Source organism: Cyclobacterium sp. SOCE241 (genome assembly GCF_056867545.1).
Genome location: NZ_CP149779.1, coordinates 3,908,344 through 3,934,446, shown reverse-complemented (window position 1 = coordinate 3,934,446; position 26,103 = coordinate 3,908,344). Strand labels below are relative to the sequence as shown.

Annotated in this window: 35 protein-coding genes and 2 pseudogenes; 33 read left to right on the top strand and 4 right to left on the bottom strand. The window is 37.9% G+C overall.

What is annotated here, in order from left to right; genetic code table 11:
- The first annotated feature begins 56 nt into the window (after positions 1-56).
- From WG932_RS19705 to WG932_RS19590, 24 genes and pseudogenes are all read left to right on the top strand, one after another.
- On the top strand, positions 57-272 hold the full coding sequence (locus tag WG932_RS19705; protein WP_483085127.1) for a hypothetical protein: 216 nt from the start codon (positions 57-59) through the stop codon (positions 270-272).
- On the top strand, positions 262-1,158 hold the full coding sequence (locus WG932_RS19700) for a hypothetical protein (protein ID WP_483085126.1): 897 nt from the start codon (positions 262-264) through the stop codon (positions 1,156-1,158). The genes WG932_RS19705 and WG932_RS19700 overlap by 11 nt, the downstream gene beginning before the upstream one ends.
- Positions 1,159-1,694: 536 nt before the next feature.
- Positions 1,695-2,057: a hypothetical protein gene (locus WG932_RS19695; protein ID WP_483085125.1), complete on the top strand. Its 363-nt coding sequence runs from the start codon at positions 1,695-1,697 to the stop codon at positions 2,055-2,057.
- 62 nt (positions 2,058-2,119) lie between these two features.
- Positions 2,120-2,506 (top strand): hypothetical protein, encoded by a 387-nt coding sequence (locus tag WG932_RS19690; protein WP_483085124.1) that lies wholly within the window; start codon positions 2,120-2,122, stop codon positions 2,504-2,506.
- A 200-nt stretch (positions 2,507-2,706) separates the two neighbouring features.
- Positions 2,707-3,027 (top strand): hypothetical protein, encoded by a 321-nt coding sequence (locus WG932_RS19685; protein ID WP_483085123.1) that lies wholly within the window; start codon positions 2,707-2,709, stop codon positions 3,025-3,027.
- 10 nt (positions 3,028-3,037) lie between these two features.
- Positions 3,038-3,535 (top strand): hypothetical protein, encoded by a 498-nt coding sequence (locus WG932_RS19680; protein ID WP_483085122.1) that lies wholly within the window; start codon positions 3,038-3,040, stop codon positions 3,533-3,535.
- 238 nt (positions 3,536-3,773) lie between these two features.
- Positions 3,774-4,313: a hypothetical protein gene (locus WG932_RS19675; protein ID WP_483085121.1), complete on the top strand. Its 540-nt coding sequence runs from the start codon at positions 3,774-3,776 to the stop codon at positions 4,311-4,313.
- 211 nt (positions 4,314-4,524) lie between these two features.
- Complete coding sequence (locus WG932_RS19670; protein ID WP_483085120.1) at positions 4,525-5,565, top strand: PDDEXK nuclease domain-containing protein; 1,041 nt, start codon at positions 4,525-4,527, stop codon at positions 5,563-5,565.
- Between the two features lie 731 nt (positions 5,566-6,296).
- Positions 6,297-6,671, top strand: coding sequence for a reverse transcriptase domain-containing protein (locus tag WG932_RS19665; protein WP_339680353.1), 375 nt, complete (start codon positions 6,297-6,299; stop codon positions 6,669-6,671).
- 108 nt (positions 6,672-6,779) lie between these two features.
- Positions 6,780-7,588: pseudogene (locus WG932_RS19660) on the top strand (DUF5984 family protein).
- 143 nt (positions 7,589-7,731) lie between these two features.
- Positions 7,732-8,163 (top strand): hypothetical protein, encoded by a 432-nt coding sequence (locus WG932_RS19655; protein WP_483085119.1) that lies wholly within the window; start codon positions 7,732-7,734, stop codon positions 8,161-8,163.
- Between the two features lie 109 nt (positions 8,164-8,272).
- Positions 8,273-8,803: an AraC family transcriptional regulator gene (locus WG932_RS19650; protein ID WP_483085118.1), complete on the top strand. Its 531-nt coding sequence runs from the start codon at positions 8,273-8,275 to the stop codon at positions 8,801-8,803.
- Between the two features lie 79 nt (positions 8,804-8,882).
- Positions 8,883-9,209 carry a helix-turn-helix domain-containing protein gene (locus tag WG932_RS19645; RefSeq protein WP_483085117.1) on the top strand — a complete coding sequence of 109 codons (327 nt, stop codon included), beginning with the start codon at positions 8,883-8,885 and terminating at the stop codon, positions 9,207-9,209.
- Positions 9,166-9,783: a short chain dehydrogenase gene (locus WG932_RS19640; protein ID WP_483085116.1), complete on the top strand. Its 618-nt coding sequence runs from the start codon at positions 9,166-9,168 to the stop codon at positions 9,781-9,783. Before WG932_RS19645 ends, WG932_RS19640 begins: the two co-directional genes overlap by 44 nt.
- 12 nt (positions 9,784-9,795) lie before the next feature.
- Positions 9,796-10,344: a cupin domain-containing protein gene (locus WG932_RS19635; protein ID WP_014019609.1), complete on the top strand. Its 549-nt coding sequence runs from the start codon at positions 9,796-9,798 to the stop codon at positions 10,342-10,344.
- 821 nt (positions 10,345-11,165) lie between these two features.
- Positions 11,166-11,978, top strand: coding sequence for an ATP-binding protein (locus tag WG932_RS19630; RefSeq protein ID WP_483085115.1), 813 nt, complete (start codon positions 11,166-11,168; stop codon positions 11,976-11,978).
- Between the two features lie 195 nt (positions 11,979-12,173).
- Positions 12,174-12,476, top strand: coding sequence for a hypothetical protein (locus WG932_RS19625; protein WP_483085114.1), 303 nt, complete (start codon positions 12,174-12,176; stop codon positions 12,474-12,476).
- Positions 12,477-12,758: 282 nt separating this feature from the next.
- Positions 12,759-12,965 carry a hypothetical protein gene (locus WG932_RS19620; protein WP_149394833.1) on the top strand — a complete coding sequence of 69 codons (207 nt, stop codon included), beginning with the start codon at positions 12,759-12,761 and terminating at the stop codon, positions 12,963-12,965.
- A 472-nt stretch (positions 12,966-13,437) separates the two neighbouring features.
- A complete protein-coding gene (locus WG932_RS19615) occupies positions 13,438-13,719 on the top strand; it encodes a type II toxin-antitoxin system RelE/ParE family toxin (protein ID WP_483085113.1) in 282 nt (93 codons plus the stop codon).
- An 11-nt stretch (positions 13,720-13,730) separates the two neighbouring features.
- On the top strand, positions 13,731-14,033 hold the full coding sequence (locus WG932_RS19610; protein WP_014019605.1) for a HigA family addiction module antitoxin: 303 nt from the start codon (positions 13,731-13,733) through the stop codon (positions 14,031-14,033).
- A gap of 613 nt (positions 14,034-14,646) precedes the next feature.
- Positions 14,647-14,829, top strand: coding sequence for a cyclic nucleotide-binding domain-containing protein (locus WG932_RS19605; protein ID WP_483085112.1), 183 nt, complete (start codon positions 14,647-14,649; stop codon positions 14,827-14,829).
- Positions 14,805-15,227, top strand: coding sequence for a Crp/Fnr family transcriptional regulator (locus WG932_RS19600; protein WP_483085111.1), 423 nt, complete (start codon positions 14,805-14,807; stop codon positions 15,225-15,227). Before WG932_RS19605 ends, WG932_RS19600 begins: the two co-directional genes overlap by 25 nt.
- 53 nt (positions 15,228-15,280) lie before the next feature.
- Complete coding sequence (locus WG932_RS19595; protein ID WP_483085110.1) at positions 15,281-15,742, top strand: SDR family oxidoreductase; 462 nt, start codon at positions 15,281-15,283, stop codon at positions 15,740-15,742.
- Positions 15,739-16,152 (top strand): hypothetical protein, encoded by a 414-nt coding sequence (locus WG932_RS19590; protein WP_483085109.1) that lies wholly within the window; start codon positions 15,739-15,741, stop codon positions 16,150-16,152. The genes WG932_RS19595 and WG932_RS19590 overlap by 4 nt, the downstream gene beginning before the upstream one ends.
- 204 nt (positions 16,153-16,356) lie before the next feature.
- On the opposite strand, the pseudogene WG932_RS19585 reads toward WG932_RS19590, so the two are convergent.
- The 3 genes and pseudogenes from WG932_RS19585 to WG932_RS19575 all read right to left on the bottom strand — a co-directional run bounded on the left by WG932_RS19585 (position 16,357) and on the right by WG932_RS19575 (position 18,489).
- Positions 16,357-17,711 (bottom strand): annotated as a pseudogene (locus WG932_RS19585) (Gfo/Idh/MocA family protein).
- Positions 17,708-17,980: a 3-keto-disaccharide hydrolase gene (locus WG932_RS19580; RefSeq protein ID WP_483085108.1), complete on the bottom strand. Its 273-nt coding sequence runs from the start codon at positions 17,978-17,980 to the stop codon at positions 17,708-17,710. The pseudogene WG932_RS19585 and the gene WG932_RS19580 overlap by 4 nt, the downstream one beginning before the upstream one ends.
- Complete coding sequence (locus WG932_RS19575) at positions 17,953-18,489, bottom strand: 3-keto-disaccharide hydrolase (RefSeq protein WP_483085107.1); 537 nt, start codon at positions 18,487-18,489, stop codon at positions 17,953-17,955. The genes WG932_RS19580 and WG932_RS19575 overlap by 28 nt, the downstream gene beginning before the upstream one ends.
- 299 nt (positions 18,490-18,788) lie before the next feature.
- Here WG932_RS19575 and WG932_RS19570 point away from each other — a divergent pair, with 299 nt between their 5' ends.
- The 4 genes from WG932_RS19570 (at position 18,789) to WG932_RS19555 (ending at position 22,170) form a co-directional block, all read left to right on the top strand.
- On the top strand, positions 18,789-19,181 hold the full coding sequence (locus WG932_RS19570; RefSeq protein ID WP_483085106.1) for a hypothetical protein: 393 nt from the start codon (positions 18,789-18,791) through the stop codon (positions 19,179-19,181).
- A complete protein-coding gene (locus tag WG932_RS19565; protein ID WP_149394828.1) occupies positions 19,178-19,579 on the top strand; it encodes a hypothetical protein in 402 nt (133 codons plus the stop codon). Before WG932_RS19570 ends, WG932_RS19565 begins: the two co-directional genes overlap by 4 nt.
- Positions 19,580-19,785: 206 nt before the next feature.
- Positions 19,786-20,739, top strand: coding sequence for an NAD-dependent epimerase/dehydratase family protein (locus WG932_RS19560; protein ID WP_483085105.1), 954 nt, complete (start codon positions 19,786-19,788; stop codon positions 20,737-20,739).
- Between the two features lie 537 nt (positions 20,740-21,276).
- A complete protein-coding gene (locus WG932_RS19555) occupies positions 21,277-22,170 on the top strand; it encodes a YHYH protein (protein WP_483085104.1) in 894 nt (297 codons plus the stop codon).
- Between the two features lie 48 nt (positions 22,171-22,218).
- On the opposite strand, the gene WG932_RS19550 is transcribed toward WG932_RS19555, so the two are convergent.
- On the bottom strand, positions 22,219-22,479 hold the full coding sequence (locus tag WG932_RS19550; protein WP_483085103.1) for a hypothetical protein: 261 nt from the start codon (positions 22,477-22,479) through the stop codon (positions 22,219-22,221).
- A 73-nt stretch (positions 22,480-22,552) separates the two neighbouring features.
- On the opposite strand from WG932_RS19550, the gene WG932_RS19545 reads away from it, so the two are divergent.
- The 5 genes from WG932_RS19545 (at position 22,553) to WG932_RS19525 (ending at position 26,018) form a co-directional block, all read left to right on the top strand.
- Positions 22,553-22,699, top strand: coding sequence for a hypothetical protein (locus tag WG932_RS19545; RefSeq protein WP_483085102.1), 147 nt, complete (start codon positions 22,553-22,555; stop codon positions 22,697-22,699).
- A 92-nt stretch (positions 22,700-22,791) separates the two neighbouring features.
- The gene (locus WG932_RS19540; protein WP_483085101.1) at positions 22,792-23,610 is read left to right on the top strand and encodes a hypothetical protein; all 819 of its coding nucleotides are present in this window, start codon (positions 22,792-22,794) and stop codon (positions 23,608-23,610) included.
- A complete protein-coding gene (locus tag WG932_RS19535) occupies positions 23,607-24,503 on the top strand; it encodes a purine-cytosine permease family protein (RefSeq protein WP_483085100.1) in 897 nt (298 codons plus the stop codon). Before WG932_RS19540 ends, WG932_RS19535 begins: the two co-directional genes overlap by 4 nt.
- A gap of 1 nt (position 24,504) precedes the next feature.
- On the top strand, positions 24,505-25,221 hold the full coding sequence (locus WG932_RS19530) for a mannitol dehydrogenase family protein (protein ID WP_483085099.1): 717 nt from the start codon (positions 24,505-24,507) through the stop codon (positions 25,219-25,221).
- Positions 25,218-26,018, top strand: coding sequence for a mannitol dehydrogenase family protein (locus WG932_RS19525; protein WP_483085098.1), 801 nt, complete (start codon positions 25,218-25,220; stop codon positions 26,016-26,018). Before WG932_RS19530 ends, WG932_RS19525 begins: the two co-directional genes overlap by 4 nt.
- Positions 26,019-26,103 lie beyond the last annotated feature (85 nt).

Below are 26,103 nucleotides of genomic sequence, written 5' to 3'. Positions count from 1 at the left end.
ATACACATTGCCAAGTCGCACAAGGCAGCAGCACGTACTAAAACTTGTCAAAGAGTATGGATGCCCCAACGCTGGACGAAAGAAAAAGCACGGGCATACAACATTGTATAAGAGCAATAGCGGGTGAAGTGGCAAATTCAAGGTCTGTGTATTTATTAAACTTTGATGGTGTCGGACAGGTAATCGCCTTGAAATCCGCTACTGCTCTTATACTTGACCGTTGGGCTTCATTGTCGGAGAGTCCGTGCAAATTGACACAGAATGATTTTTAAAAGAAATATTTACATTTTATTTACTCTGATTCTTATTTCATGTACAAATCATCAGGATAAACCTTTAGATATGATTAAACTTTACAAATCGATTGATAATGAGCTTCATTATTGGGAAACTTGGGATAATGAAAATAATTCAGCGACAATTCATTGGGGGAAAGTTGGATTAAAGGGGGATTCAAAATCAGTTAAGTCTGGATTGTTTTCCAATTATAGAAAATCTGTACAAAAGGTGATTGATAGTAAGATAAATGAAGGTTACATCCAATTCGAAAATATGGATTTGACATTCGTGGAGGTTATCTATCCAATTGATGGGATGGGAACTGAGGAGGATTTAAACAAACGACATGCATTAGAGGGGAGATTAAATGAAATACTCGGCTGGACAGGATTAGGGCATGTAGATGGCGGTAGTATTGGAAGTGGAACAATGGAAGTTGGTTGTGAAGTTGTTGACTTTGATATTGCTAATAAAGTGATTCAGGAGGGTTTAAAAGATTCGGAATTTAAGGATTATAAAGAGATTAAGGCTTTAGAAATTGAGTCGGAATCAGAAATGACATTAGATGATTTGATGGAGACAGTTCCTTTTGAAGTAATCAATATCAATGTCGTAGAACAAGAAAATATTGACGAGCGAATTTCTGCTGTAGGAACAATTTACGCTAATACGATTGGTGTAAATGAAGCGTCAATAGAATTTATACCAAATGATACACCACCTTCTCAGAGTGAGGTTCTTTCATGGATTTGGACTTTTAGACCTGATTTGGGAAAGGAAATTTTAAATTATGAGATTGAACCTGAATTTAAAAAATTGATTGAAAGTTACAAATCTGACAAGATGGATGAATTTTGGAAATATATAGCGGAAGAATAAACAACGAAAGCCCAACAATGTGTATAATTCATAAGGGTTACAGAGGTTTTCGAGTGTTATTACCCGTATCAAATTTGGGTGGTAACTTGATAGGTTTAAAACCCGCAATCCCTTACGAAATCATACACTCAACGTTGTGATGCATTCAAACAAACTCACTTAACTTTAATAAATAAGGATGAGACCATTTCTAAAAGCTTTTCTATTTTTAATAATCTTATGGATAATTGATTTTCTATTTCGAAAGGGGTTTATCGCAAACTTTTTTCCCTTCCAGTTGCCTCATAATCTTACAATATTTTTCTTGTTTTCACTATTTGCATTTTTCAGTTTGTTAATTACCAAATGGTTTTGCAAAAAGGATAAAATGACGCTGAAAGATTTAGGAATTTCATTGGATTCAAAAAACCGATTCGAATTTCTTTACGGATTTTTAATTGGATTTGTTCTATGGGCAATTGTTTCAATTGTACAATCCTACACGGCAGAGTTTTCATGGGAATTAAGACCTAACATCTCACTTTTTAATGTCCTTTATGGACTCATATTCATTTTTATCGTTTGAATCTCAAGGCGAATTACTCATGTATAGTATTTTAATTCCTGCGTTACACACTATTTTTTTCAGCATCATCTATTTAAAAACTAAAAGATTGGGTGCAGCTTTAGGAGTTCATACAGGCGCTAATTTTGTAACAATAAGTGTTTTTGACTTAAGAATGGAACAACCAATGCAAGCAATTCCATCAGGGATTTTTCAATCAAATATTGATTTGGAAACTTTATCACTCGCTGCTTTGCAACTTCCATGGGTTTTCATGGCTTTAATATTTAGTGTTGCTACTTATTTTTGGTGGATAAAATATAAACGCAACACAACACTGTATAAGCGGCATTAAAACGTCCGCTTATACTAACCGTTGGCGGTAATTTAAAAACCAAAAGAGAATAGAGAAATCAAATGATTGAACTTCTAAAAAAGATCCCAATTCAAGTCAAATTTTATTCAAATGAAATTGAGATTAAGCGTTTAGACACAAACAACGTTTTAAAAAGACAGGCACAGTTTAAATTCTCAACTGACAGATTAATCATTTCAGACTTTAACAATGCCGAGATACTACTCTCTCAATTGACAAAAGAAATTACTGGAAATAGGTCGCTATCGTTCAATAAAATTGTGATGATAATACAACAAATGATTGAATTTCCAGACGGTATTTCAGAAATAGAAAAGCGAGCATACCGAGACTTGGCCGAACATGCCGGAGCAATTCAAGCTATTGTTCTGAATGACACGAACGAAATAACAAAAACTAGATTGAAAGAAATTTTAAAAGACAATTAAAAACTACCGCCAACAAAAGCTATAGCCAATTGCGGGTTTTGCAGGGTTTTGGGCGTTTCGGTTCCCGCAGGCATTCTTGTCTCGGGGGACAAGAACGCGCGCCGCAAACCGCAACTTGCCATAGCCAGCCCGTTGTGCTTAATTTGAGAAATGTCATTCTGGAAAACTGAAAATAAAATTGAACCGAAAAAATCTTTTACTTGAAAATCAAAGAGTATTATGTTGGACTTTCTAATAATCATATCCCAGCGGAATTACTCAATGAAATAATTTTAAAAGTAACAGACCATATTTATGATGATTACAAACGATTTTGGAAACAATATCCAAAATCAAGGAAAAGATATTCGACTCTAAAAATGGATGATATTGAACATCCTTTTATTCATTTTATAATTACAGATTATCTAAATGAAAAGGAAATTTTGAAATCAAAGGAATATTCAAAAATCCTGTTCAAAATGAATGACGATGAAATTGACAAGCACTTGGAGCATAAGAATTGGTACGAAACGAAATAAAGTAAATTAATTGGAAAATTGGTGGACATTAATTGGAACACTCTTAGGAGCAATCATTGCTGGAGCAGCAGTAATTCTTAATTCTCATTATTCGGCAAAATCTACTCTTAAAAGAGAGAATAAAAATCGATTGATTGATGAAAAAGAAAGAGATGTACAAGAATTGGAAAAGCTTTATCAAGACATCTTACATTCCTTGGACAAATTAATTCGGGATTTGGGTTCAATGCCAAAAAATGAACTTGAAAAATATTATAAAATGGAAATTAGATTAGAATTGATTTCTACCAAAGAGATTACCGAAAAACTAGCTGATGTTTCTAATTCAATTTCTAATATGGCTTCTAAACTACCAAAAATGCCTGAAGAGTTTATTCCGAAATTTGAAGATGATAGCGACCGAAAATGGAGATTAGATGAACGGAAAAAAGCAAAAGAAAAGCGTAAAAAGGAATCAAAAAATATGTTTCTGACATTAGAAAAGAATACAATAAACTTAGTGAATTGATGAAAATTGATTTACAAAAAAGAAGAATTTTAGATATTGACCAATATGTTAAATATCGAGAAAAAAACTAAGCACAACAATGTATAACCGCAATTACGGCGGATTCGACTAAGGCCGAATCCACTCGGAATTGCTAAAGTCTGTGCTAAACCGAAAATTAACGCATATTAACCCGTAACTGACGGTTATACGAGACCGTTGTGCGGCAGCTAAAAAAACAGACACCTAAGAATTAACAATGGGATTCGGATTTAACTTGTTCTTCATTCTTATTCTTGTCCCGTTGACAGGAATCCTATTGATAGTTTGGCTCATTTCGAGAAAACTAATTGTAGGTAAAATTCTTGGACTGATTTGGCTCGGTATATTTGGTCTTGTGACACTTGTAACCATTTTAAATTGGTTGACTTCAAAAACGGAATTGGACAAAGACGACTACTACGGAGATTATGTAATCAATCGGGACTATTTCAAGGGAGAACAGACTGATTGGCAATACAACCATTTTCGATTTGAAATAACGGACAACGACTCAATTTACTTTTATGTGACAGACAAAGAGAAAATATTGAAAACATATCGGGGAACTATTAGAACGACCGACCCAAGAAATTACAACTCGGCAAGACTGATAATTGAAATGGAAGAACCGACACATCACATTTTGACAAGTAATCCGACAACGTACAGAAGTGCTTGGGATTTCTATTTGGTGTTTAAGTCTCCAAAATTTTACAAGGTATTTTTCGAGAAAGGAAAGTGGAAACCAATAGAATGAAAAAATAAAAGCCGACCGCACAACAACGGCTATACCTAATGCGGGGTTTAGTGCTAAATTGAAAGTAAATGAATATTAACAAAAATATCGGTAGGCGGACAGTGAAGTGCATTTTAATCCCGCACTACGCATAGCCAAACCGTTAGCGGTTATTGGAAAAATGAAATGGCATCACATATAAAATGAATATCTTTGAGAAAAAGATTTTTGAATGAGCAAAATAGAGCAATATAATAAATCTGACTTCTACAAAAAAGTAGTAGATTTACTTAAGGAAGCACGAAAGAGTGTAGTTCAGACTATCAATAAAACGATGGTTTACACCTATTTTGAAATAGGACGAATGATTGTTGAAGAAGAACAAAACGGAAAAGAGCGAGCAGAATATGGAAAGCAAATTCTCAAAGATTTATCAAAACAATTGAGTGCAGAATTTGGCAAAGGATTTTCTGTAACTAATCTTCAACAAATGAAGAACTTTTATAATGTTTATGGAAAACAACAGACAGTGTCTGCTGAATCTGAAGATGTAATTATTCCAAATAACAACCTCCAATTAAGTTGGTCGCATTATTTGTTTTTAATGCGTATCGACAATATTAACGAAAGAAAATTCTATGAAATCGAAGCTACGAATAATAACTGGAGCTTAAGGGAATTACGTAGACAATTTGACACCTCTCTTTATGAGCGTTTAGCACTAAGTCGAGATAAAAATGCAATAAAAGAGCTTTCTGAAAAAGGACAAATAATTGACAAAGCAAAAGATAGCTTGAAAGACCCTTATATTCTTGAATTTATTGGACTTCCTGAAAATAAGAAGTATTCCGAAAGTGAATTAGAACAAAAAATCATTGATAAATTAGAGCACTTTCTACTTGAACTGGGCAAGGGATTTACATTTGTTGGACGACAGGTAAGGTTTACATTTGACGAGGAACATTTTAGAGTTGACCTCGTTTTTTACAATCGACTATTACAATGTTTTGTTGTTATTGATTTAAAAATAGGCAAATTAACACATCAAGACTTAGGACAAATGCAAATGTATGTCAACTATTACGACAGATTTGTAAAACTTGATACTGAGAACAAAACAATTGGAATGATCCTATGTAAAGACAAAAAAGACACACTTGTAGAAATTACATTGCCTGAAAATAATGAGCAAATTTTTGCAAGTAAATATCAAACTGTATTGCCAAGCAAAAAAGAGTTAAAACAATTGATTGAAAACAAAGAGAATGAATAACCAACAAACCGCTAACAATGTGCAAAAATAATAGCCGAACCTGTGGTAAATCCAAGGTTTGCAACCCGCACCAACTTTGGGTTTAACTTGATAAGAAAATCTCACGCAGTCGGCTACTATTCTTGCGTGTGCCGAGAGTAACGAACGGCTGAAAATCGTTATGCAACTGTTTATAAGATGGTGGAACCGACCCACCGGTGTTGTCCTACAGGGGAGAGCATCAAACCACCATAAGGTGCTTTGGTAAAGAGTCAAGGTATTGAGCGTTATGGAAAAGGCCACGTCAAGAGCGTGGTCAGGTAAGGATAAAGGAGATGAATGCAAATGAACCTCTGATGAAGTGTCCCTGTGAAAAACAGGGCAGGCTGAGAAAGTGCTACATTCTGTCAAAAGTGTTTGAAGTATGACAAACATTACGAGTTCAGTGGTAACTGTTTATTGACTGGACGGCCCCGATGCATCGGGATCATTTAGGAGGCATGACCTTTATTCGGGCTTATTTACGGAACTCGGGAACCTGGATCAAGATGCCAAGTGAAACGCACAATAAGATCAACTTAGAGGCAGAATAGCGATGTTTGGTTCAGGGACGGACCAATCCGTAGTAGTGTTGAAATTTCTGTAATAGAAACGGAGCGAAGGGATTGGCTTATACAGTTTTCAACAGTTTTACAACTCGCAAGAGGATGATTTAATTAGAGAAGACAAAATCAGTACCTATTACCAAAGAAATGGTATGGGAAGCTTACCTACAGGTAAAGCGGAAAGGGAAGAGTGCAGGAGTGGATGAACTAAGTATGTCAGTGTATGATATGCAAAGACATCGGCACTTGTATAAAGTCTGGAATTGCTTGGCTTCGGGTAGTTATTTTCCACCAGCAGTCTTACAAGTTGAGATTCCCAAGAAAAATGGATCTATGCGTCAATTGGGGATTCCAACGATCAGCGATAGGGTAGCTCAAACGGTCATTAAGAATCAGATAGAGGTAAGATTGGAAAAGATCTTTCATCAGGATTCCTACGGTTATCGTCCAAAACGGAGTGCCCATCAGGCGCTAGAACAGGTTCGGAATAACAGGCGTTTAGCTCAATGGCGGGTGAAGTGATTAATTGAACATTCTACCTTGCATCAACTTTTGTGGTGTATTGACAGTATAGTGCTCCCAAATCCGCCACTGCGCCAAGCGCCAAAACATTAGGCTTCATTAGAGCAAATGATAAATTTTAAATTAAAACATATAGATGAAACTCAACCTGCGGGAGCAGAGTCTGACTTGAGAATGAGTTGGTTTTGGTTAACTGACGGGGATTTATGGCTTAATTTGGCTGATTCAACTTTGTACGAATATTCAAAAGATGCTTTAAAATACTTTGGCGATAAAAAAACTCCATATAATGATTATCCGATAGTCAGATTCATTGAAGATTTCACCAAACTGTTTAATGCTATCAAAGAATCAATACCTCATGATATTTATCAAAAAACAGAAAACCTTTCTCAATTCTTGGATGATGCTCACAAATGGTTGGATATGAACGATACTGATGAAGAAGAACATAGCGACTTCTATTTTGAAGAATATGACAGATTAATTTCTTGGACATATAAAAGAAGTTTAAATTCAGGTCATTTAATTGGCGGACCTCAGTTTTCATGCTTCAGAAATAAGGACAAAATTAGAATCGTTTGGGAGACAGAATATGAACTTGAAAACGGAATTAAACTTTGGACAGCTAAAAATGGAAGGATTGAAATTCCATATGTAGATTCATATTAAGTATAGAAGAGTTTGGAAACCAGTTTTTCGAAAGTATGAAAGAGCAAGTAGATTTGGCAGTTCAGAAAGATTGGAAAGAAATACAAATTGATAAAGAAAGATTGATAGAAGAACATAAGGAAAGAGAATCTGACTTTTGGGAACAATTTGCTCAATTAAAAAATAACTCGACAGGTAAAACGAATTGGGAGCGAATTAGAAAACTTGAAGACAGAATGAATAAAGAAATAAAAACCAAAGCCTAACAATGGCTAAAAAATCATAGCTGCCCTACGGGACAGCAACGCTTTTAGCCGGAACGATTGGAGTCAGGCCCGGGTGAAGGACACGAAAAAGGCCCGACGCCAATCTGACTTAACGTTAGCCACCATTTAAAGAAACACAATTTGTGAATAAAGAAGACCTTCAGAATATTATTGACAAGCTTGAAAAAGAAGACCGAAAGGAAAAAGCCTATTTCGGCATATTCGAATACGGTGGCGGGCCTGACGAAAGCTTTATAAAAGCAAATAAACAAGGACTTGAGCTCTTTGCAATAGAACTTCTAAAAGCTGCAAGAGACACAGAAGGACTATTAAAAAATGAAACAGAAAAGTCAGTTTTTCCTTTAGGGTTTGACGAAGATTGGGTTGATGATGATTGCTCTACTTACATTCAGTACGTTGAGCCTACAAACGAAATTCGAACTAATGTCAAACAAGAGCCCTATGTGGAAACTTGGACGGACAAGACAATGAAATTTGGCTGTATAAGTGCAATATTGATAGCAATTATTTCAGCAATTGTAGGAATTGTGACAATCATCAAATGGATAATTTAAAAAATAAAAATGGTGGCTAACACCAGGTATCTATCAATTTGAATAAGCGTAACTAGCCTTATATTGTCTTCTTCAAACAGTAGATACCCTATTGTCCAGTAATATGGGAATGACAATACAAACAATAAAAATATCACCAATACTCAAAAAGGTCACTTCAAAGCGAAGCGTAGAAGAGTATTATACATTGTGCTGGATTCAAAACGGCATTAAGCATATCGAAATAAACAAAATAAAATACAAAAACGTATCAAATTCGGTTTTCTTCCTAACCCCGGACTTTGATTGGAAAATTCATAAAAATGGAACTTCAGCATCCTCAGGATACCTGCTTTACTTGCCTAAAAGTGTTTTGGAGTATCCTGCTTTCAAAAATCTTCACATTACCCAGGTGCGTTTTTTCAAGTCTATCGATGAAATTCCCAAGATAAATCTTTCCCCCGGCATTGAAAAGAGAGTACAGTCTATTCTTGAAATGCTAGATGAACTCCTTAGTACTAACTTACCCCACAGAGAAGAAGCTATATTGTCGCTTCTAAATACCTTTTTTGTTTATTGTGACGGGAAATGCAATATCAAAACGTTTATTTCCGACAACAACCAAAAAGCCGCCTTAGTCTATAAATTCAAAAAAGATTGATAAACATTTTTCAGAGTATCACGAGGTTTCCGCTTATGCACAACTACTGTACGTTTCAGACAAATACCTGAACGAATGCGTGAAAGAAGTTTTGGGAACTAACGCCAAAAGCCTCATTGACGAAAAACTTATAATGACTGCCCGTCACGAACTAAAATTCACAGATAAGCCCATCAAAGAAATAGCCTATCAACTTGGCTTTTCTTCTCCTGATTATTTCAGTTATTATCTAAAAAACACACCAATTTATCGCCTAGGCAGATTAGAAAAAGCTGATTTATCTGAAATTCTAAGGTCTTACCGATTTTATCGCAACTTTCAAAGCTATCTTCTCCTTTACCTTTGTTCGCAAAAGGTAAGTTATGAAGAATATAATCGTTATAGGAGCTACGGGTACCATTGGTAGTGCCATAAGCCAAGTACTACAAAACAAAGGGTATGAAGTGATAGAAGCCTCCCGCCACACAGAGAACAGTATTGACATAGAAGATACTGAATCTATCAAAACATTTTTTACAAAGACAGGGCATATTGATTCTATCATTTGTGCAGCTGGTGATGCCAGTTTTGGTTCATTTTCCGAACTGTCAGATGAACAAATCAATATTGGGCTGAAAAGCAAGTTAATGGGGCAGGTTAATTTGTGCCGTGTTGGATTACAAACTTTGAACCCTAATGGCGTAATCATCCTGACCGGTGGAATATTTGCTTATCAACCTTGGCCGGAATCGACCAATATTGCAATGGTAAATGCAGCTTTGGAAGGATTTGTTAAAGCACTTGCTTTGGAACTAGTCGAAGGCAAGAGAATTTTGGTTGTGCATCCACCATTTGTCAAAGAAACTGCCGAAGCAATGCAGATGGACGGAAGTAGATGTCCGGCGGCTTCAGAAGTGGCCCTCACTTATCTGCAAGGACTTGAAAATGAAGAAAATGGCAAAGCCTTGTTTGTCAATGAAAATCACATCATTAATCAATAAAATAGAATTATTATGGATAGAAAGAATTTTATCAAAACAGCTGGTCTTGGAATTGGGGTTGCCTTGATTCCAGAGGCTGCTATCAGCGAAGGTTTATTAAATAAAGAAACATCAACTGCTAATCTGAAATCTAAAATTATTCGAGACGGAGAGGGTAACGTGGTAAATGTACTTGGGGACATCCAAACCCACATATTAGTAGGTAGTGATACTGACAATCAAATTGTTGAATGGGTCGATGATGTAGAGCCTGGTGTTGGTATTCCACCACATATTCACACCAAAGAAGACGAGATTTTTAGGGTAATTGAAGGACAAATCGAAATAATGGTAGATGGAAAAACAACTGTATTAAAAGCTGGGGATACCGCTTTTGCACCTAAAAACATTCCACACAGCTGGACAGTTGTCGGAACGGAAAAGGCAAAAATGATTACAAGTGCTTTTCCTGCTGGAATAGAGATGATGTTTAAGGAATTGGCTGATTTACCTCCCGGGCCACCTGATTTTGAAAAAGTTGCCAAAATTTGCGGAAACCACGGAATCTCATTCTTGAAATAAATACTACTGCCAGTCGTGTAGTCCGACCTGAGTCAAATAGCTCAGCTTGAGGTTCTAAAGCCACCATGCCCTGTGAAAAACAGGGCAGACTGTGCGGGTCTCGTACCTGCCCTGCATTGCGGCTCTTCACTAAAATGATCCAAAAAGATCATTTTTTACGCTCAGTCCCAGTTCACCGGATTATGGGTTGCGTTTGGAGGTAATAGGAAAGCATGGATTCATATCCATTTCTTCTTAGGCGTGACAAAGTGATCGTAGTAATCAGAATCGGACTCTGGGCTACTGCCCATCCTCCTTTTCTGGTCCTACTCCATGCTTCGGGTAACGACTCCCCCGCTTAAGGAATACCGACAAAACTCGCACAGGCTTTTCACCCGTTGGAACGGTCAACTTTTTGATCTATATTCACCATTCAAGGCACACACAACACCTGATACGTAATGCGGGTTTCTCTCACAATTGAAAATCTGTTCACTCAATGAAGTCCCCCAAGACTTTAATATGGTATTTTGGGTGAATAAAATAAATACAATTTATAAAACCTCGGCTAAGTCCAAGATTGAAAGTTTCGGCTTTCCTAATTCGCATTACGCATAGCTAGGCGTAGTAGAGTATTGAAAAATAAGAACCTCACACATTCATTTTTTCCTTAGAAACAATATTTATTAAATATAAGGTCCTTTAAGGTATTCTATTTTGGATATTTGCTGTCAAATAAGAGCAAAATGATACGAGAAATTTCAAAAGACCAGGTACTAGAACGTATTCGATTTGAAAATCCGTGGTAGATAGAAGGGAAAATTGAAGCTGACTATAATGAGATGCCTCGAAGATTATACTTTGAACTCTTTAAACCATTATTTAAAGAAAGAGATATTAGAAGAGCAGTTGTTTTAATGGGTCCAACGAAGAGTTTGAAAAACAGTTATGCTCTATCATATGGTTCAGGAATTAATAGAAAGTCGGGCAAATCCCAAAAAATAATATTTATAACCATAGAAAACCCTATATACAACAATATCTCTCTTGAACAGCTATTTAACTATTCAAAAGAAGCCACTGGTCTGACTGACAAATCAGATTGGCATATAATATTTGATGAAATACAATATTGCAGAGATTGGGAAGTTCACCTCAAGTCATTAGTGGATAGTTATAGAAAAGATAAGTTTATTGTTTCTGGTTCTGCAGCTGCAGCTTTAAAGTTTGCAAGTAATGAAAGTGGTGCTGGTAGATTTACCGATTTCCTGCTTCCTCCCCTTACCTTCAATGAGTACATATCTTTAAAAGGGTTGGATAGTCTTATAAAGCCTATACAGCTAAATTGGAATGACAAACAGACTGAATTTTATTCCACAAGTCATTTAGATGAACTAAATAGGCATTTTATAGAATACATTAACTTTGGAGGTTATCCGGAAGTTATACTCTCTGAGAAAATTCAAGCTAACCCGGGGCGTTATATTAGACAAGATATTGTATACAAAGTCATCCTTAGAGATTTACCTAGTCTTTATGGTATAAGCGACACGAGAGAACTGTATTCTTTGTCCACGACAATTGCCTACAATAGTGGTGGTGAATTTTCGCTGGAGGCATTGAGTAAACAATCACAAGTACCTAAAAAAACCTAAAAAAGTATATAGCGGTAAGCCGTATGAGGGAAAACTTCATAGCCTGCCCTGTAATTAACAGGGTACGGTTTGAGGAAGGATTACTGATTTTTTACTTCTTATTATTATCTTTATAGGTATTAATAAAGTGGACTATCAGGCTCTACTCTACTGTATAAGTGAAACAAAAATCGAACTAAAATTAAAAATAGAGATATGAAAGCAAAAATGAAAATTAGTAAACCAATTTCAATAATAGTAATGGCACTACTTTTTTTGACTGGAACAGCTGAATTAATTGCTCAAAATAAAACGGCTGAATTAAAAAATTTTAAGCTAATCATTGAGAAAACTGACAATGGAATAAAAATGAGAAGTGAAAAAGGAAGTGCTTGGATAGATTTGTCCTTTAGCCTAAATAATTATCGTCCTCAAGCTGTTGATGAATACGGAATGACTGACTTGAAAAAGTTTCGGAAAATAAGGACGAAAACCTTGCAGACTTTTTATTTACGATAACTAAAACAGAAAACGGAATTGAACTCAAAGGAATTGAAGGAACAGCGTGGACCGAATTAAAATTCTCTCTTGCCGATAACAAACAACAAGCAATTGACCAATTCGGAATGACAAGTTTGAATTAAAAACACCTACACACAATAACTAAGCATTCTGACGGCTGGAACAGCCTAGTCTGAATGCAGTGTGTGTGCCCAGCATGGGCATCTGGTATCGAAGATACCAAATTATTCCAGTATCTATCTTAAAACAAAGCGATCAGCTTTACAGGTCATGCAATCCATGAACAGGTTTGTAGTAGGCAATCTAAAGCTTAAGGTTAATAAAGAGAAAAGTGCCGTTCGTTACGTTGGACACATGGAGCTGTTGGGTTATGGTATTTACAGGACACGTAGCCAAAGATTTGGCTTAAAATTCATGGAAAGCAACTGGCAAAAGTTTGTCAGAAGGTGCAAAGCCATTACCAAGAAAAGCTATCCCCTCTCGTAGCCAAGCTTAAGCAATACTGTTCCGGTTGGATTGGTTTTTCCGTTATGCCAACATCAAAACAAGGCTTGTCGATTTAGATCGTCTCCTAGGGAGCCGGCTTCGGTATTGCATTTGAAAGAGTTGGAAACGAATAAGAACCAGAATACGGAACCTTATTAAATTTGGACTACCAGAGTGGCTTGCGGTTAAGTGGGGTTTTACAAGAAGTGGTGGCTGGCATGTTGTGCAGAGCCCAATTCTTCGTACCACGTTAACAAACGGGCACTTAGCTAAGAAAGGCTTCGTTCCAACAGCTAACATTTACAAAAGATATTGCCATGTTTAATGAACCGCCGTATACCGGCCGGTACGTACGGTGGTGTGAGAGGGTGGAGATACGAATTATTTCATATCTTACTCTGCTCGATTAGGCAACATTTGCACAAAACAAACTTTTTACTTACTTTTGACGTTAGTAACGTAAAACAAAGGTATGATTATTTTATTTGGCTCGAAAGAAACCGAAATGATTTGGAACGGCATACGAGTCAAAAAAATGCCGATTGAAATTCAGAACGTTGGACGTCGGAAATTGAGAATGTTGAACAACTCGCAGGACATTATGGACTTGAGAGTCCCACCTTCAAACCGACTTGAAAAGCTGACTGGAAATCTAAAGGACTTTTACAGCATTCGGATTAACAAACAATGGAGAATCATTTTTAAATGGAACAGCGGAAACGCAAGCGAAGTGGAAATAATTGATTATCATTAAAAAAAGGAAAAATGGAAAAGTTGGCAAATGTACATCCTGGCGAAGTCTTGAATTTTGAATTTCTTGAACCACTCGAAATTTCGGCCTATCGACTTTCAAAAGACTTGAAAATACCGCAGACAAGAATTTCGGAAATCATCAAAGGACGACGTAGAATAACAGCGGACACGGCTCTGCGATTGAGCAAATATTTTGGAAACTCGGCCAAATTCTGGCTTGGACTACAAGATGATTACGACATTGAAGAAGAACGAGATGAAAAACAAGAGGAATTGAACGAAATAAAAAAATATGAAAACAAAAACGTTGCCTAATAACTAAGCATTCTGACGGCTGGAACAGCCTAGTCTGAATGCAATGTTGAACCCTGAGAAATGTTCAGGTTACCCTTCGACACCCTTCGACACCCTTCGACAGGCTCAGGGACCGTGCTCAGGGACCGTGCTCAGGGACCAGTTTGTTTAGATCACGGTGTTGGAAACTTGGTTTACTATGGGGAATGGTTTTCCCTGTTTTATTTTTTAATGGTTGAAGGATGAAAAAAATAGGTAATTATAGGTCTTCCTTTACATTGATTTGTTTTTTTTGGAGCTAAAGCCACTTTTATGATGTTTCAAGTGTGATTGTTAGGTGGTTTTTACCGTTTGGGCATACCGGTCCCATTAAGCTAACCTGTGCTTTTTATTATGTTTCCTGATTTTGTTAAACCATATTGCTGGTGGCCCCGCTAGGAATGAGGCTATATTGACTTGGGGTAATAAGTTTATTTCCGGAAGTAGGCAATTCTAGCATTTATAAGCTTATTTTGAATGGTTTTTTTACAATCTATAAGAAAACCAGTATTTTAGATTTTTTATTATTCTTGGAGAAAAAGGAATCCGGCAAGTCCAATGGGCTGGCATTCTAAAATTTAATTGTCCCAATTGAATGGAAAGACTGATTGAAAATATTCAGCTTTACAACTCGCTGGATAAGGATGAAATTGACCAGCTTCGAGAGGCTGTAGATAAGAAATCCTTCCGGAAGAATGAAATGATTTTTACCGAAGGGAAAATTGCCAATGATATATTCTTTGTGACCAAAGGATGCGTGAGGCTTTTTACAATGTAGATGGGACCGACAAAACCGCTTTTTTCTACACCGAGGGGCAATTTATCTGTGCCGGTGAGAGCTATACTTTCAATATCCCTGCCATAGAAAATTATCAAGCCATAGAGAATACCGAAATATTTGTGTTTGGGAAATCAAAAATCAATCGCCTGTTAGAGCAAGCGCCCAAGTTTGAGGTAATTGCCAGAATTGCCACAGAGAATGAGCTAATTACTTGCCAAAGAGTAATTGCTTCCTTTGTGACCAAATCAGCAGAAGAACGGTATGTAGACTTGTTGAATACTCAAGGAGAATTATTTCAGCGCGTTCCGCAGCAATACATTGCCTCTTTTCTAGGCGTTTCACCGGAAACTCTTAGCAGAATTAAAACCCGTGTGTTCAATAAGGGCATTTCTTGACGATCGTCAAGAGCCAAGAGGCAAAAGGAGACTTACTTTGTAAATAAAAAAAGATGAATGCAAAGAAAGTTTTAGTGGCTGGAGCCACCGGGTATTTGGGCCAATTCCTAGTAAAGGAGCTAAAGAAGAGAGGTTATTGGGTAAGGGTACTGATCAGAAAAGAGGCACAAAAAGGTATGTTTAAAGAAGTGGATGACATTTTTGTAGGTCAGGTTACCGATCCCGATTCAATTCAAGGGATAACAAAAGGTATCGATTGGGTTTTTTCAAGCATTGGCATTACCAGGCAAAAAGAGGGGATGCTGTATATGGATGTTGACTACCAAGGCAATTCAAATCTTTTGAAAGAAGCGGTAAAGGAGAAGGTGGAGGCCTTTCAGTACATTTCAGCGATCAATGGAGACAAGTTAAGGCAGCTCAAAATTTTTGAAGCCAAAGAGCGTTTTGTAGATGAATTGAAAAATTCCGGTTTGCAATACTGCATCATTCGGCCCAATGGTTTTTCTCCGATATGAAAGATTTTTTAAGCATGGCCAAAGCCGGGCGGGTTTATTTATTCGGTGAGGGGCACAAGAAATTAAACCCGATACATGGTGAAGATTTGGCCAAAGTCTGTTTAGATCAAATGATGCTAGGGACTAAGGAGATAACCGTAGGTGGACCGGATATTTTAAGTCAAAATGACTTGGCTGTATTGGCGTTGAAAGCCTGGCAAAAGCCCATAAAAATTACCCATCTACCTGATTGGACCAGGCGGTTTATGATTTGGCTTTTAAGAACATTCACTTCCTCTAAAACCTACGGGCCTGTCGAATTTTTTATGACGGCAATGGCTTTCGATAATATTGCCAATTGCTATGGAAGTCATAAGCTTGAAGACTTTTATAAATTAGAAGTGGAGAAAATGAAAAAGAATAAACAATAAATCACCAAATATAAAAATAGAAGCTGTTTGAATCAGTTTATTTAATTTCCCACGGACTATATATCGAATATGATGCCCTTTCAACCCCATTTGCTTGGAATGTTTATAAACCGAAGGAGTACTTTGGTTCAGGTAATCTGTGTTATTCGATCAATTGCTCGCCGGTAGGCAAAAAAATCAATTCAAACAGCTTCTTGGTATTTTTTAAAAGGCCCTATAGCTGCCATCTAAATATTGATTGGCCTCGTCTTCTTCAAAACGCGCCGAGGCACTGTCCCAATGCAAGGTTTTATTTGGGAACCTACCTGCAATTACGCCCAATAATATGGTTTCTGTTAATCTGGAAGCGTAAGAGAAAGGGGCAGAACATTCGTCTTTTCCTAGACATGCATCCACAAATTGGTGGTAGTGACGTTTGCCTTCCACTTCATAATCTCTAAACACTTCACCAATTTTTCCGGACTTTTTGAGTTCAGAAAGATCAAGTTCCTGGTATTTTCCTTTTACAATGTGTTTGGGTAATTGCATAAAGTGGGGTAATAATAGGTTACCTTTTTCACCGATAAACATCGCCCCTTGATCCGGCAACTCTTCATTGTTAGGTAACTTCAGTTCTTTGCTTTTCTTAGGTGCGTTTACACCATCATACCAGACCCATTTAAATTTATCTGTGGTGTATTCTGTACCCGGGAATTCATAGGTTACCGTGTTTTCTTCCGGGAATCCAAATCCGGTAGGTTTTCTACACTCGTTTTTGATGGTCTTTGGTACATCCAGCGCCAAGGCATTGTAAGGCGTATCAAAAATATGAACCCCCATGTCACCTAAGGTTCCACAACCAAAGTCTAGTACTTTACGCCAGTTTCGGGGTGATACAATCCTTCTTTATATGGTCTATCAGCTGCGGTTCCTAGCCAAAGATTCCAGTCTAGGTTTTCCGGAACCGGATCAGATCCCTGTGGTTGGGGAGCATCAGTTCCCCAGTTTTTGGGTGACCAGGCCCTTACTTCCTTCACCTTGCCAATAATGCCGGATTGTATAAGTAGTGTAGCAAGTTTGTAATCATAGAAAGAGTGAACTTGAATACCCATTTGAGTCACCAAGTTTTTTTCGGCCGCCTTTTTATTCATGGCTCTGGCTTCAGAGACATGGTGAGTTAGGGGTTTTTGGCAGTATACGGGTTTGTCATAATCCATGGCCAACATGGAGGCAGGAGCATGGGTATGATCCGGAGTGGAGACTACTACCGCATCGATACCGTCTGCCATCTCTTTCATCATTACTCTATAATCCGAATAAAGTTTTGCTTTAGGGAAGTCTTTTTTTAGCGGTTCAAGCATCTTGGAATCGACGTCACAAAGAGCCACCACATCTACTTTTTCGTGAGATGAAATTGCTTTCAAGTCGGCTTTTCCCATGCCACCCAAGCCAACGTGAGCGGTTCTTAAGCGACCGTTATTATTTGTGGAAGCCCATGTCCATGATGGAAGCATAGAAGCAACAGCCACAGTGGCGCCACTTTTGAGTAAATCTCTTCTATTGATTAACTTTTGACTCATAACTTTTTGATTTTTATGTTTTTAAACCATATCGGACTGGAATGATCTTGAAGGCCGATATATCCTTTTTTCGCTTTTGCGTAATCCGGTGCATTGCTCCATTTACCGGAATTTTTCCTTGTTTCCCAATCTTCAGACCCGGGGACAAATGAGACCACAACTTTGCCATTAAGCCAATATTCTACTTTTTCGGGGGTGTATACTATTTTGGAACTGTTCCATTCACCAACAGGATTTAAATCTACTTGCGATTGATCGGCAGGGTACATTGCATAATCAGAGGCAGTTTTCTGCCAATCTTGCAATTGGTCCAAGTTTTCCGTTTCCCCATTTTTTTATTGTAGGAAGTTAGATCATGCATGGACGCATAATTTTCGTCATCTATAAGTTGGTATTCAGGAGCCAAAACGGAAGGGCTCATACCGGGGACTTCCGGCAAATGGTAAAATATGCCACTGTTACCACCCTTCGGTAGCTTCCACTCTAGGTACAATTCAAAGTTTTCAAATTCTTCTGCACCGTAAATGATGTCTTTCCCACCCGTATAGTCTTGTTCTAAACCCAACTCAGTGTCAAAGGTCAATTCTCCGTTTTTTATGATCCAACCGGGAGGAAGTTCATCGCCATTATAGGCTCTCCAGCCTTCAGTTGTCGTTCCATCAAAAAGAATGATCCAGTCTTCTTTTTCTTGGACTTCAGTACTATTTTCTGTCTTTGTATTGCTGTTGCAAGCATTGAGTGCTACTAAAGCAAGTAAGGAATAAATGATTTGTTTCATATTATAGATTTAAATTTTCAGCTATAAATATAATTCGAAATGTCTGCTTCAGCAAAATTTGATTTTTCGGGGTAGTGGATTCTTTCCTAATCCTTCCTCCTATGCAGCATTCACCTACTCACAGGTATCTCGTTATTTTTGTTACAATTAATAGAATATATAGGGTGAAATTCGGTGTTATTGCTTTGAATCAGGTGTGATATCCTTTTAAATCCATATGCAATTTGGTATAAATTGTTTGGTTTGGTATTTTATTTTGATAAAAAACCTTAAATTATGCTAAGTTTTCTTAAGAGCTGATGGAAAGTACAGGCTATACCATAGTTGTCAGTATAATGATTGGGTTGGCGCTCACCTATTTCATTATTGAAATTATGCTTATTCTCAATGATGTTGACAATGACACCTCCAATGTGCTCTTATTGGAATGGGCAAAGGGCAAGTCTTTTTTTATTCCTTTTGCACTAGGGGCTATTGCCGGACATCTTTTTTTGGGCACCTCTAATGCTGCTTTTAAAATGGCTAACGGCCTATTTCCCGTACTGATACTGTTTGGTTTGACAATCATCATGGTTATTATCGGTTTCAAAGTACCTTTTGAAAAAACGAAATCCTTTCTTACTGCTATTTTATTAGCAGGCCTTTTATATGGTCACTTTTTTTGGTCTATGAATTATATAATAAGACCATGAACAAGCTAAAAAGGTTTTTAAAGAGACATTTGTCAGAAATCCGTACCATTAAAATTGTGATTGCGGTACTGCTTGGTTTAATGGTAATCATTGATATTGTTCTGGTGACGCTTGAAGGAAAAGAATTTCCCACTTTTAGCCTAGTGGTCAAAGAGCTCAGGCATCGCTTGATATGGTTTACTTTTCTTTATGGAGGCTTAGTAGCTAAGATTTTTTACAATAGAAAGGTTGGTGAAAAGGAGAAAGAAGTTACCGGGTTAATGGCTTTCTTTTCAATAGTTTTTTTACTATTTGTTATTGGAAGACAATTGGAAACAGCTCCAAGTTTGTTTCTCCAAATGGTATTATTGCTTAGTGGAGGAATACTTGCCTACAGGGCCTGGCCACAATACCAATAATCTTTTTTTATTTTCCGAACAATGATTTTTAAAATTAATCATAAGATCATTTTTCAATCCAGATGGAAAGTCCCTGGAAAAGTTGTTATTCATTGACTAATTTACAACAATTAATTATGCCCAGTCATGGCCTGATGTTAGATTACAGGGTATTTTTTCTAGCACAGATGTGGGTCTATGCTTCATTTTAAATTGATTAGCACCAAATGAGAGTAATTATTATAGGAGGTACAGGGCATATTGGGACCTATTTGATCCCCCGACTCGTAGAGGCAGGACATAGTGTAGTTTGTGTAAGTAGGCAACATAGCATTCCTTATCACAAGCACCCTGCATGGAAATCAGTGGAACATGTAACGATTGATAGGGTTAAGGCTGAAGAAACCGGCAACTTTAGCTCGCAAATCGTGGCCTTAAATGGAGATATTGTAATAGATTTAATTTGCTTTACAACTGAAAGTGCACGTAAATTATCTGAAGCACTGAATGGAAAAATTAAACATTTCCTTCATTGTGGTAGCATGTGGGTACATGGACACAGTGAACAAGTGCCAACTACCGAAAATCAAAAACGGAAGCCCTTTGGTGAATACGGTATAGATAAAGCCAATATTGAAGCTTATCTCCATTCTTTTCATCAAGAAAGCGGTTTCCCTATTACGATTTTACATCCCGGCCATATTGTAGGCCCGGGTTGGCTACCTGTAAATCCTGCTGGCAATTTTAATCCAGAAGTATTTGTTCGTCTAGCTAAAGGAGAAGTGGTGCAAATACCCAATTTAGGCATGGAAACGGTTCATCATGTGCATGCGGATGATGTGGCACAAGCCTTTGCTAAGTCCATCGAAAATAGAGATTATGCCATCGGAGAAAGTTTTCATGTTGTCTCCGAACAAGCCCTTACCTTGAGAGGTTTTGCAGAGGCCATGGCGGAGAAGTTTGGACAGGTAGCCAATTTACAGTTCTTGCCATGGGAAACTTGGGAAAAGACGGTGAGCAGTACTGATAAGGAATTTACTTGGGATCATATTGCCCACAGTCCCTGTGGAAGCATATCGAAAGCAAAAGATTTATTGGGATACCAACCTCAATACAGTTCCCTTGAAGCTGTTCAAGAGGCTGTTGCTTTCTATTTTGATCAAGAAGGCATTGTTATTTAATTTTAAAGGCCATTGCCATAATTTAGAATTTGTTCTATAATTACCCGATTAGCTTGCTGTTGGGTAAAGGAAATTTGGAATGCCTGTCGGAAGTTCTGGCAGGCATTCTTATTTGCTATCTTTTTTATCTATTTCTAAAAATGCGATTGCTCAGGAGCTAAAGGGGAAATTGTATTGAAACCTAGAATTGAGAATGCATGGTATAATTGCTTCTGATTATTTGAATAATATTTGTAGCTTAGAGTTTGTAAGTAGAAGCTACGGGGATGAGCTTTCAATCTTACCTTTATAGAGGCCGTTTTTTCGGATTTGTCAATTGGGGTATTATTTTGAGTTAAAGTCCTATGGCTATATGTTTCGTTGATGTTTTTTACAGACATTGCATTTTAATGGCAATAGGTTGTTCATATAATATGCCCTTTAGTTTGGCTAAATTAGGCTATGGTTGGTACAGGTAGACTTTTCATTTTTACGTTATTCATTTTGATAGGGCTTGGTTTTTATTCTTGCAAACCAAAAGCTGACAATACCCCTAGATTGAAGGATACCGTGACTGTTCCTGTAAAATCTTCTCTATTTTTATCGGAAGGATTAGCTGAACCTGTTTCCATGGTGACCAGAACACTATCTGACGGTACCAAAGCAGAGTGCTATAAAATTGTAGTTAAGAGTATTCCTTCTGATCACAATATGGGGCCTTGGTGTCCTGAAAATATCACAGACGATTCGAGTGCCGGTGGAATTTGGATGGAAGGTGGGAATGTTTATGATGTGGATGGAGCATTTATAAAGAACCTAGCTTCGTTCTATAATGACAACACTTGGATGATGTATGATGCCAACACAGGAGCAATTATAAAAACCGGTACCAAGGAGGAATGTGCAGATGCTGCCAACCCCAATGTTGGTGAAGAATATAAAAATTTTTGTGTGGAGTGCATGCCATCTTATGTGGGTGATATCACGCATACTTATTATATCCCTGTTCGCCCAAAAGTGGCCGTTAGGCCTTATAAATATTCCAGAGGGCCGGGTGGTGGACTTGGGCGCAGAATGCCTTCCGTAAGAGGACTGGCTTTTAATGGAGTGGTATTTGATGCGCCGGCGCCGGTGGACAGAATACTGGAAGCTTATACCTTGGCTCCATTTGATGATGCCGGAGGACATATTAATTTGGCAGCAGGCTATCACTACCATGCAGCAACAGGCTTGTCTACTAAAATCTATCAATCGGATACACATGCAGCCATGATTGGCTATGCGATGGATGGCTACGGTATATATGAGAATAAGGATGCGGAGGGCAATTCCTACCATGATTTGGATGCATCAAGAGGGCATTATGACAGCAGTAGAGGGTATCATTACCATGTAGATAAGGCAGGTAGCAATAATTTCATTGATGGGCTTCGTGGGGAGTTTGCAGAATAAGGATACTCATTTTGTCAAAAAGAGCTGTGGATGTAATTTTAAATCAAGTTAAAGACTGTCAATTTTTTGATAATCTGACAACCTACTGATGAAAATTGCACCTAGTCTGTTTAACAATAAAAACATGTACATTACCGTTGAAACATCAATCAAAGCAGCAATAGGTATGGTCTGGGAATGCTGGACCGCTCCTGCCCATATTGTTAATTGAAATTTTGCATCCAACGAATGGGCATGTCCATCAGCCACAAATGATCTTCGATCAAATGGGGCTTTTAATTGGCGGATGGAAGCAAAAAATGGTACCATGGGATTTGACTTTTCCGGAGTCTATAAAAAAGTAATAGAAAGGATTGCCTACCAATTGTCTGATGACTGAAATGTGACCGGTGAATTTCACGTCGTAGACAATGAAGTTCAGATAGTGGAGCGTTTGGAAGCAGAGGGTATAAACACCGTTCAACAGCAAGAGGCCGGATGGCAGTCAATTCTGCATAATTTTAAATGTTACGTAGAGTCCATAAAATAACGCATAAAAATTTATAACAGTGACAAATAAAACGCCCTAGAAAAAGTTTCTGCCCCATTATTACAATTGAAACCCAATTTAAACGAAGAACAATGACCGATTCCTCTTCCCAGTTTGATGATCTTGACGAAGAACAATTACCCGTAGCTAAGCATAAGCTTCATGATTGGACTCACTTTGCAGGGCTGTATGCAGCAGAGCATGTAGCTGCTACAGAGTTTGTGATAGGAGCCACCTTCGTTGCATTAGGCGCCAAGACGATGGATATCCTTTTAGGCTTGTTAATTGGGAATATATTGGCAGTATTGAGCTGGAGGTTTATCACTGCCCCAATAGCCGTTGAAACTAGACTTAGCTTATACACCTATCTCAACAAAATAGCCGGAGATTCAATGACCAAGCTCTACAATTGGGCCAATGTGGTTATTTTTTCGGTAATCTCTGCCGCAATGATCACTGTTTCAGCTACTGCTGTTCGCTTTGCTTTTGGTATTCCGGCACAGCTCAATTGGTACCCAAATAACATGTGGTTTGTGTTGATTGTTTTTGGAGTGGGCATCGTGGTGGTTACCATCGCCTTGTATGGTTTTAATGCAGTTTCTGAATTTTCCGGCATTTGTGCTCCTTGGTTATTTGTCATGTTTACAAGTGGAGCAATGGTATTGTTGCCGGCATTAAGTCTTGATGTATTGGCCAAAACATTACCTTCCGATTGGAATGATTTTATAAACTTAGGAAATCAATCCATATGGACAGGAGTGGATAGTTTTGGTGAACCCGGAATAGGTCTGATTGAAGTTATAGGCTTTGCTTGGGCTGCCAATACCATTACCCATTTTGGATTGATAGATATGGCTTTGTTGCGTTTTGCAAAAAGAAATCTTATGGGTTTGCTACAAGTACGGGAATGATGTTCGGTCATTATGTGGCATGGATAGCGGCAGGCATAATGGGAGCAGGAGCTGCAGTAATTTTAGGGAAATCTATTGTGGCTCTCGATCCGGGAGATGTTGCCTATTATGCTTTGGGCTGGTCAGGTTTTGTTATTGTGATTGTGGCAGGATGGACTACTGCCATCACCAACTTATATAGGGCCGGCTTGGCTGCTCAAGCTATTTTTTCTAACCATTCAAGGATGAAAACCACTATTGTTGTTGGTGTAATTACCATAATTATCGCCTGTTTTCCCTTTGTGTTTTCTCAAATCCTCCCGCTCTTAACTTATGCGGGCCTATTGGTAGTGCCGGTTGGAGGGATTGTTTTTGCAGAACATCAAATCTTTCCCAGAATCGGCTACACATCTTATTGGTCTCATTATAAATCTTTGACCTTTAGTACTCCTGCAATAGCCTCTTGGGGCCTTGGCTTGGTTTTCGGTTTTGGATTAAATGCCCTTGATGTAATGTCCTTCTTTTATCTTTTTATTCCTACCTGGATATTTACCATTTTGATTTATACTTTCCTAGCAGGAAGGTATGGGGCAAAAGAAGTTTATCCTGAAGCGGCTCAAAGGGAAAAAGAGCGAAATGAAAACATTCGAAATTACCAGGAGCAAAAGGCCAAAGAGGAAAAACCGAATTTGATGGACAATTCATTGGCTACCCGGGTTCTTAAAATCCTCGGCTATTTGGCTTTAATTGTAACTTTGGTGCTTGCGTGGATAGTGCTTTTTGGAAGTGAAGATGAGCTAAGTTACCTTGAAAATAGAGAAACATTTTACAGCATTGCCTTTATTTGCACACTGGTTTATTTTGCAACTGCCTATTGGGCTTTGTTGCGCGGAAAACAAAAAAATCAAAATTGAAATGGAAAATCCCTTAACCCTTACACAAGAAAACCTATCTATAATTAGTGACAGGATTCCATGCCCTAAATATGACCGAGCTAAACTTACCATGGGTTTGGTACACATTGGCGTTGGAGGGTTTCATAGAGCCCATCAAGCCTATTACACCCACCAATTGATAGAAAAATTCAACGGTTCTGATTGGGGGATTTGTGGTGTTGGACTTCGAAAGGCAGATCAGAAAATTCATGATGTACTTCAGAAACAAGACGGATTGTATACTTTAATTGTCAAACACCCTGATGGTACAATAGCACCGCAAGTGATGGGATCAATTATCGATTTTCAATTGGCAGTAAATAGTCCTTCGTCTGTAATCTTAAGACTTGCTTCTGAAGAAACTAAAATTGTTTCCCTGACCATAACAGAAGGAGGCTACAATTTTAAACCTTCTTCCGGGGAATTTGACTTTGCCAATCCGGATATTCAACATGAGCTTGAACATCCGGATGATCCAAAGACTGTTTATGGGTTTTTAACTGCCTCTTTAAAGAAAAGGCGCGATGCGGGCCTGCGGGCATTTACAGTATTATCCTGCGACAATATACAGCACAATGGGGATATGGCCCGAGAAATGTTGCTAGCATTTGCTCAAGCACAAGACAGGGAACTGGCCAAGTGGATTGAAGAGGAGGTTTGTTTTCCAAACAGTATGGTGGATAGAATTACCCCGTGACAACTCAGGCTGATATTGATTATTTGGAAAATACCTACCAAATAAAAGACGAATGGCCTGTTACCTGTGAGCCATTTATACAATGGGTAGTTGAGGACAAATTCTCCAACGGTAGGCCCGAATTTGAAAAAGTGGGGGTTCAATTCGTACCTGACGTAAAGCCCTATGAGAAAATGAAGCTTAGGCTTTTGAATGCAGGACATTCCGTACTGGGAATCTTGGGAGCTATTCACGGATATCCTACCATTAATGCATGTATAGAAGACCATACTTTTCGAACTTTTTTAAGGGCATTTATGGACAGGGAGGCCACCCCTACTTTAGATGAGCTTCAAGGAATTGATTTAGCAGCTTACAAAGACAGTTTGCAAGAACGGTTTGCAAATCCCAATATTAAGGACAGTGTTTCCAGAATATGTTCCGAAAGTTCCGCGAAATTGCCCAAATTTTTGATCGAGACATTAAATGAAAATTTATCTTCCAATGGAAGTATTCAGTTTGCCGCCTTAGTTATCGCCGCGTGGTGTTATTACAGTGACAAAGGAGTGGATAGGAATGGAGATGCCCTTGAAATAATCGATGTGATGGAAGGGGAATTGCATCAAGCAGCTGTGCAAACAAAGGAGGATCCACTTTCCTTCATTAAGTTAAAATCCATTTTCGGAGACTTATCAGGTAATCAACGGTTTGCCCAAGTGTACACTTTCTTGATTCAAACTATATACAGGGAGGGAGGCGTAATCAACCTGATGCAAAACATGTTAAACTCCGGATTTGAAAATAGAGACAAAAATTAAGCTGTTTATAAGAGATTTCCTCATGTTACTTGGTTCAAATAGTGTGTTTTTCAGATTAGTAATTGATTGAGTAAAAAAGATTTAA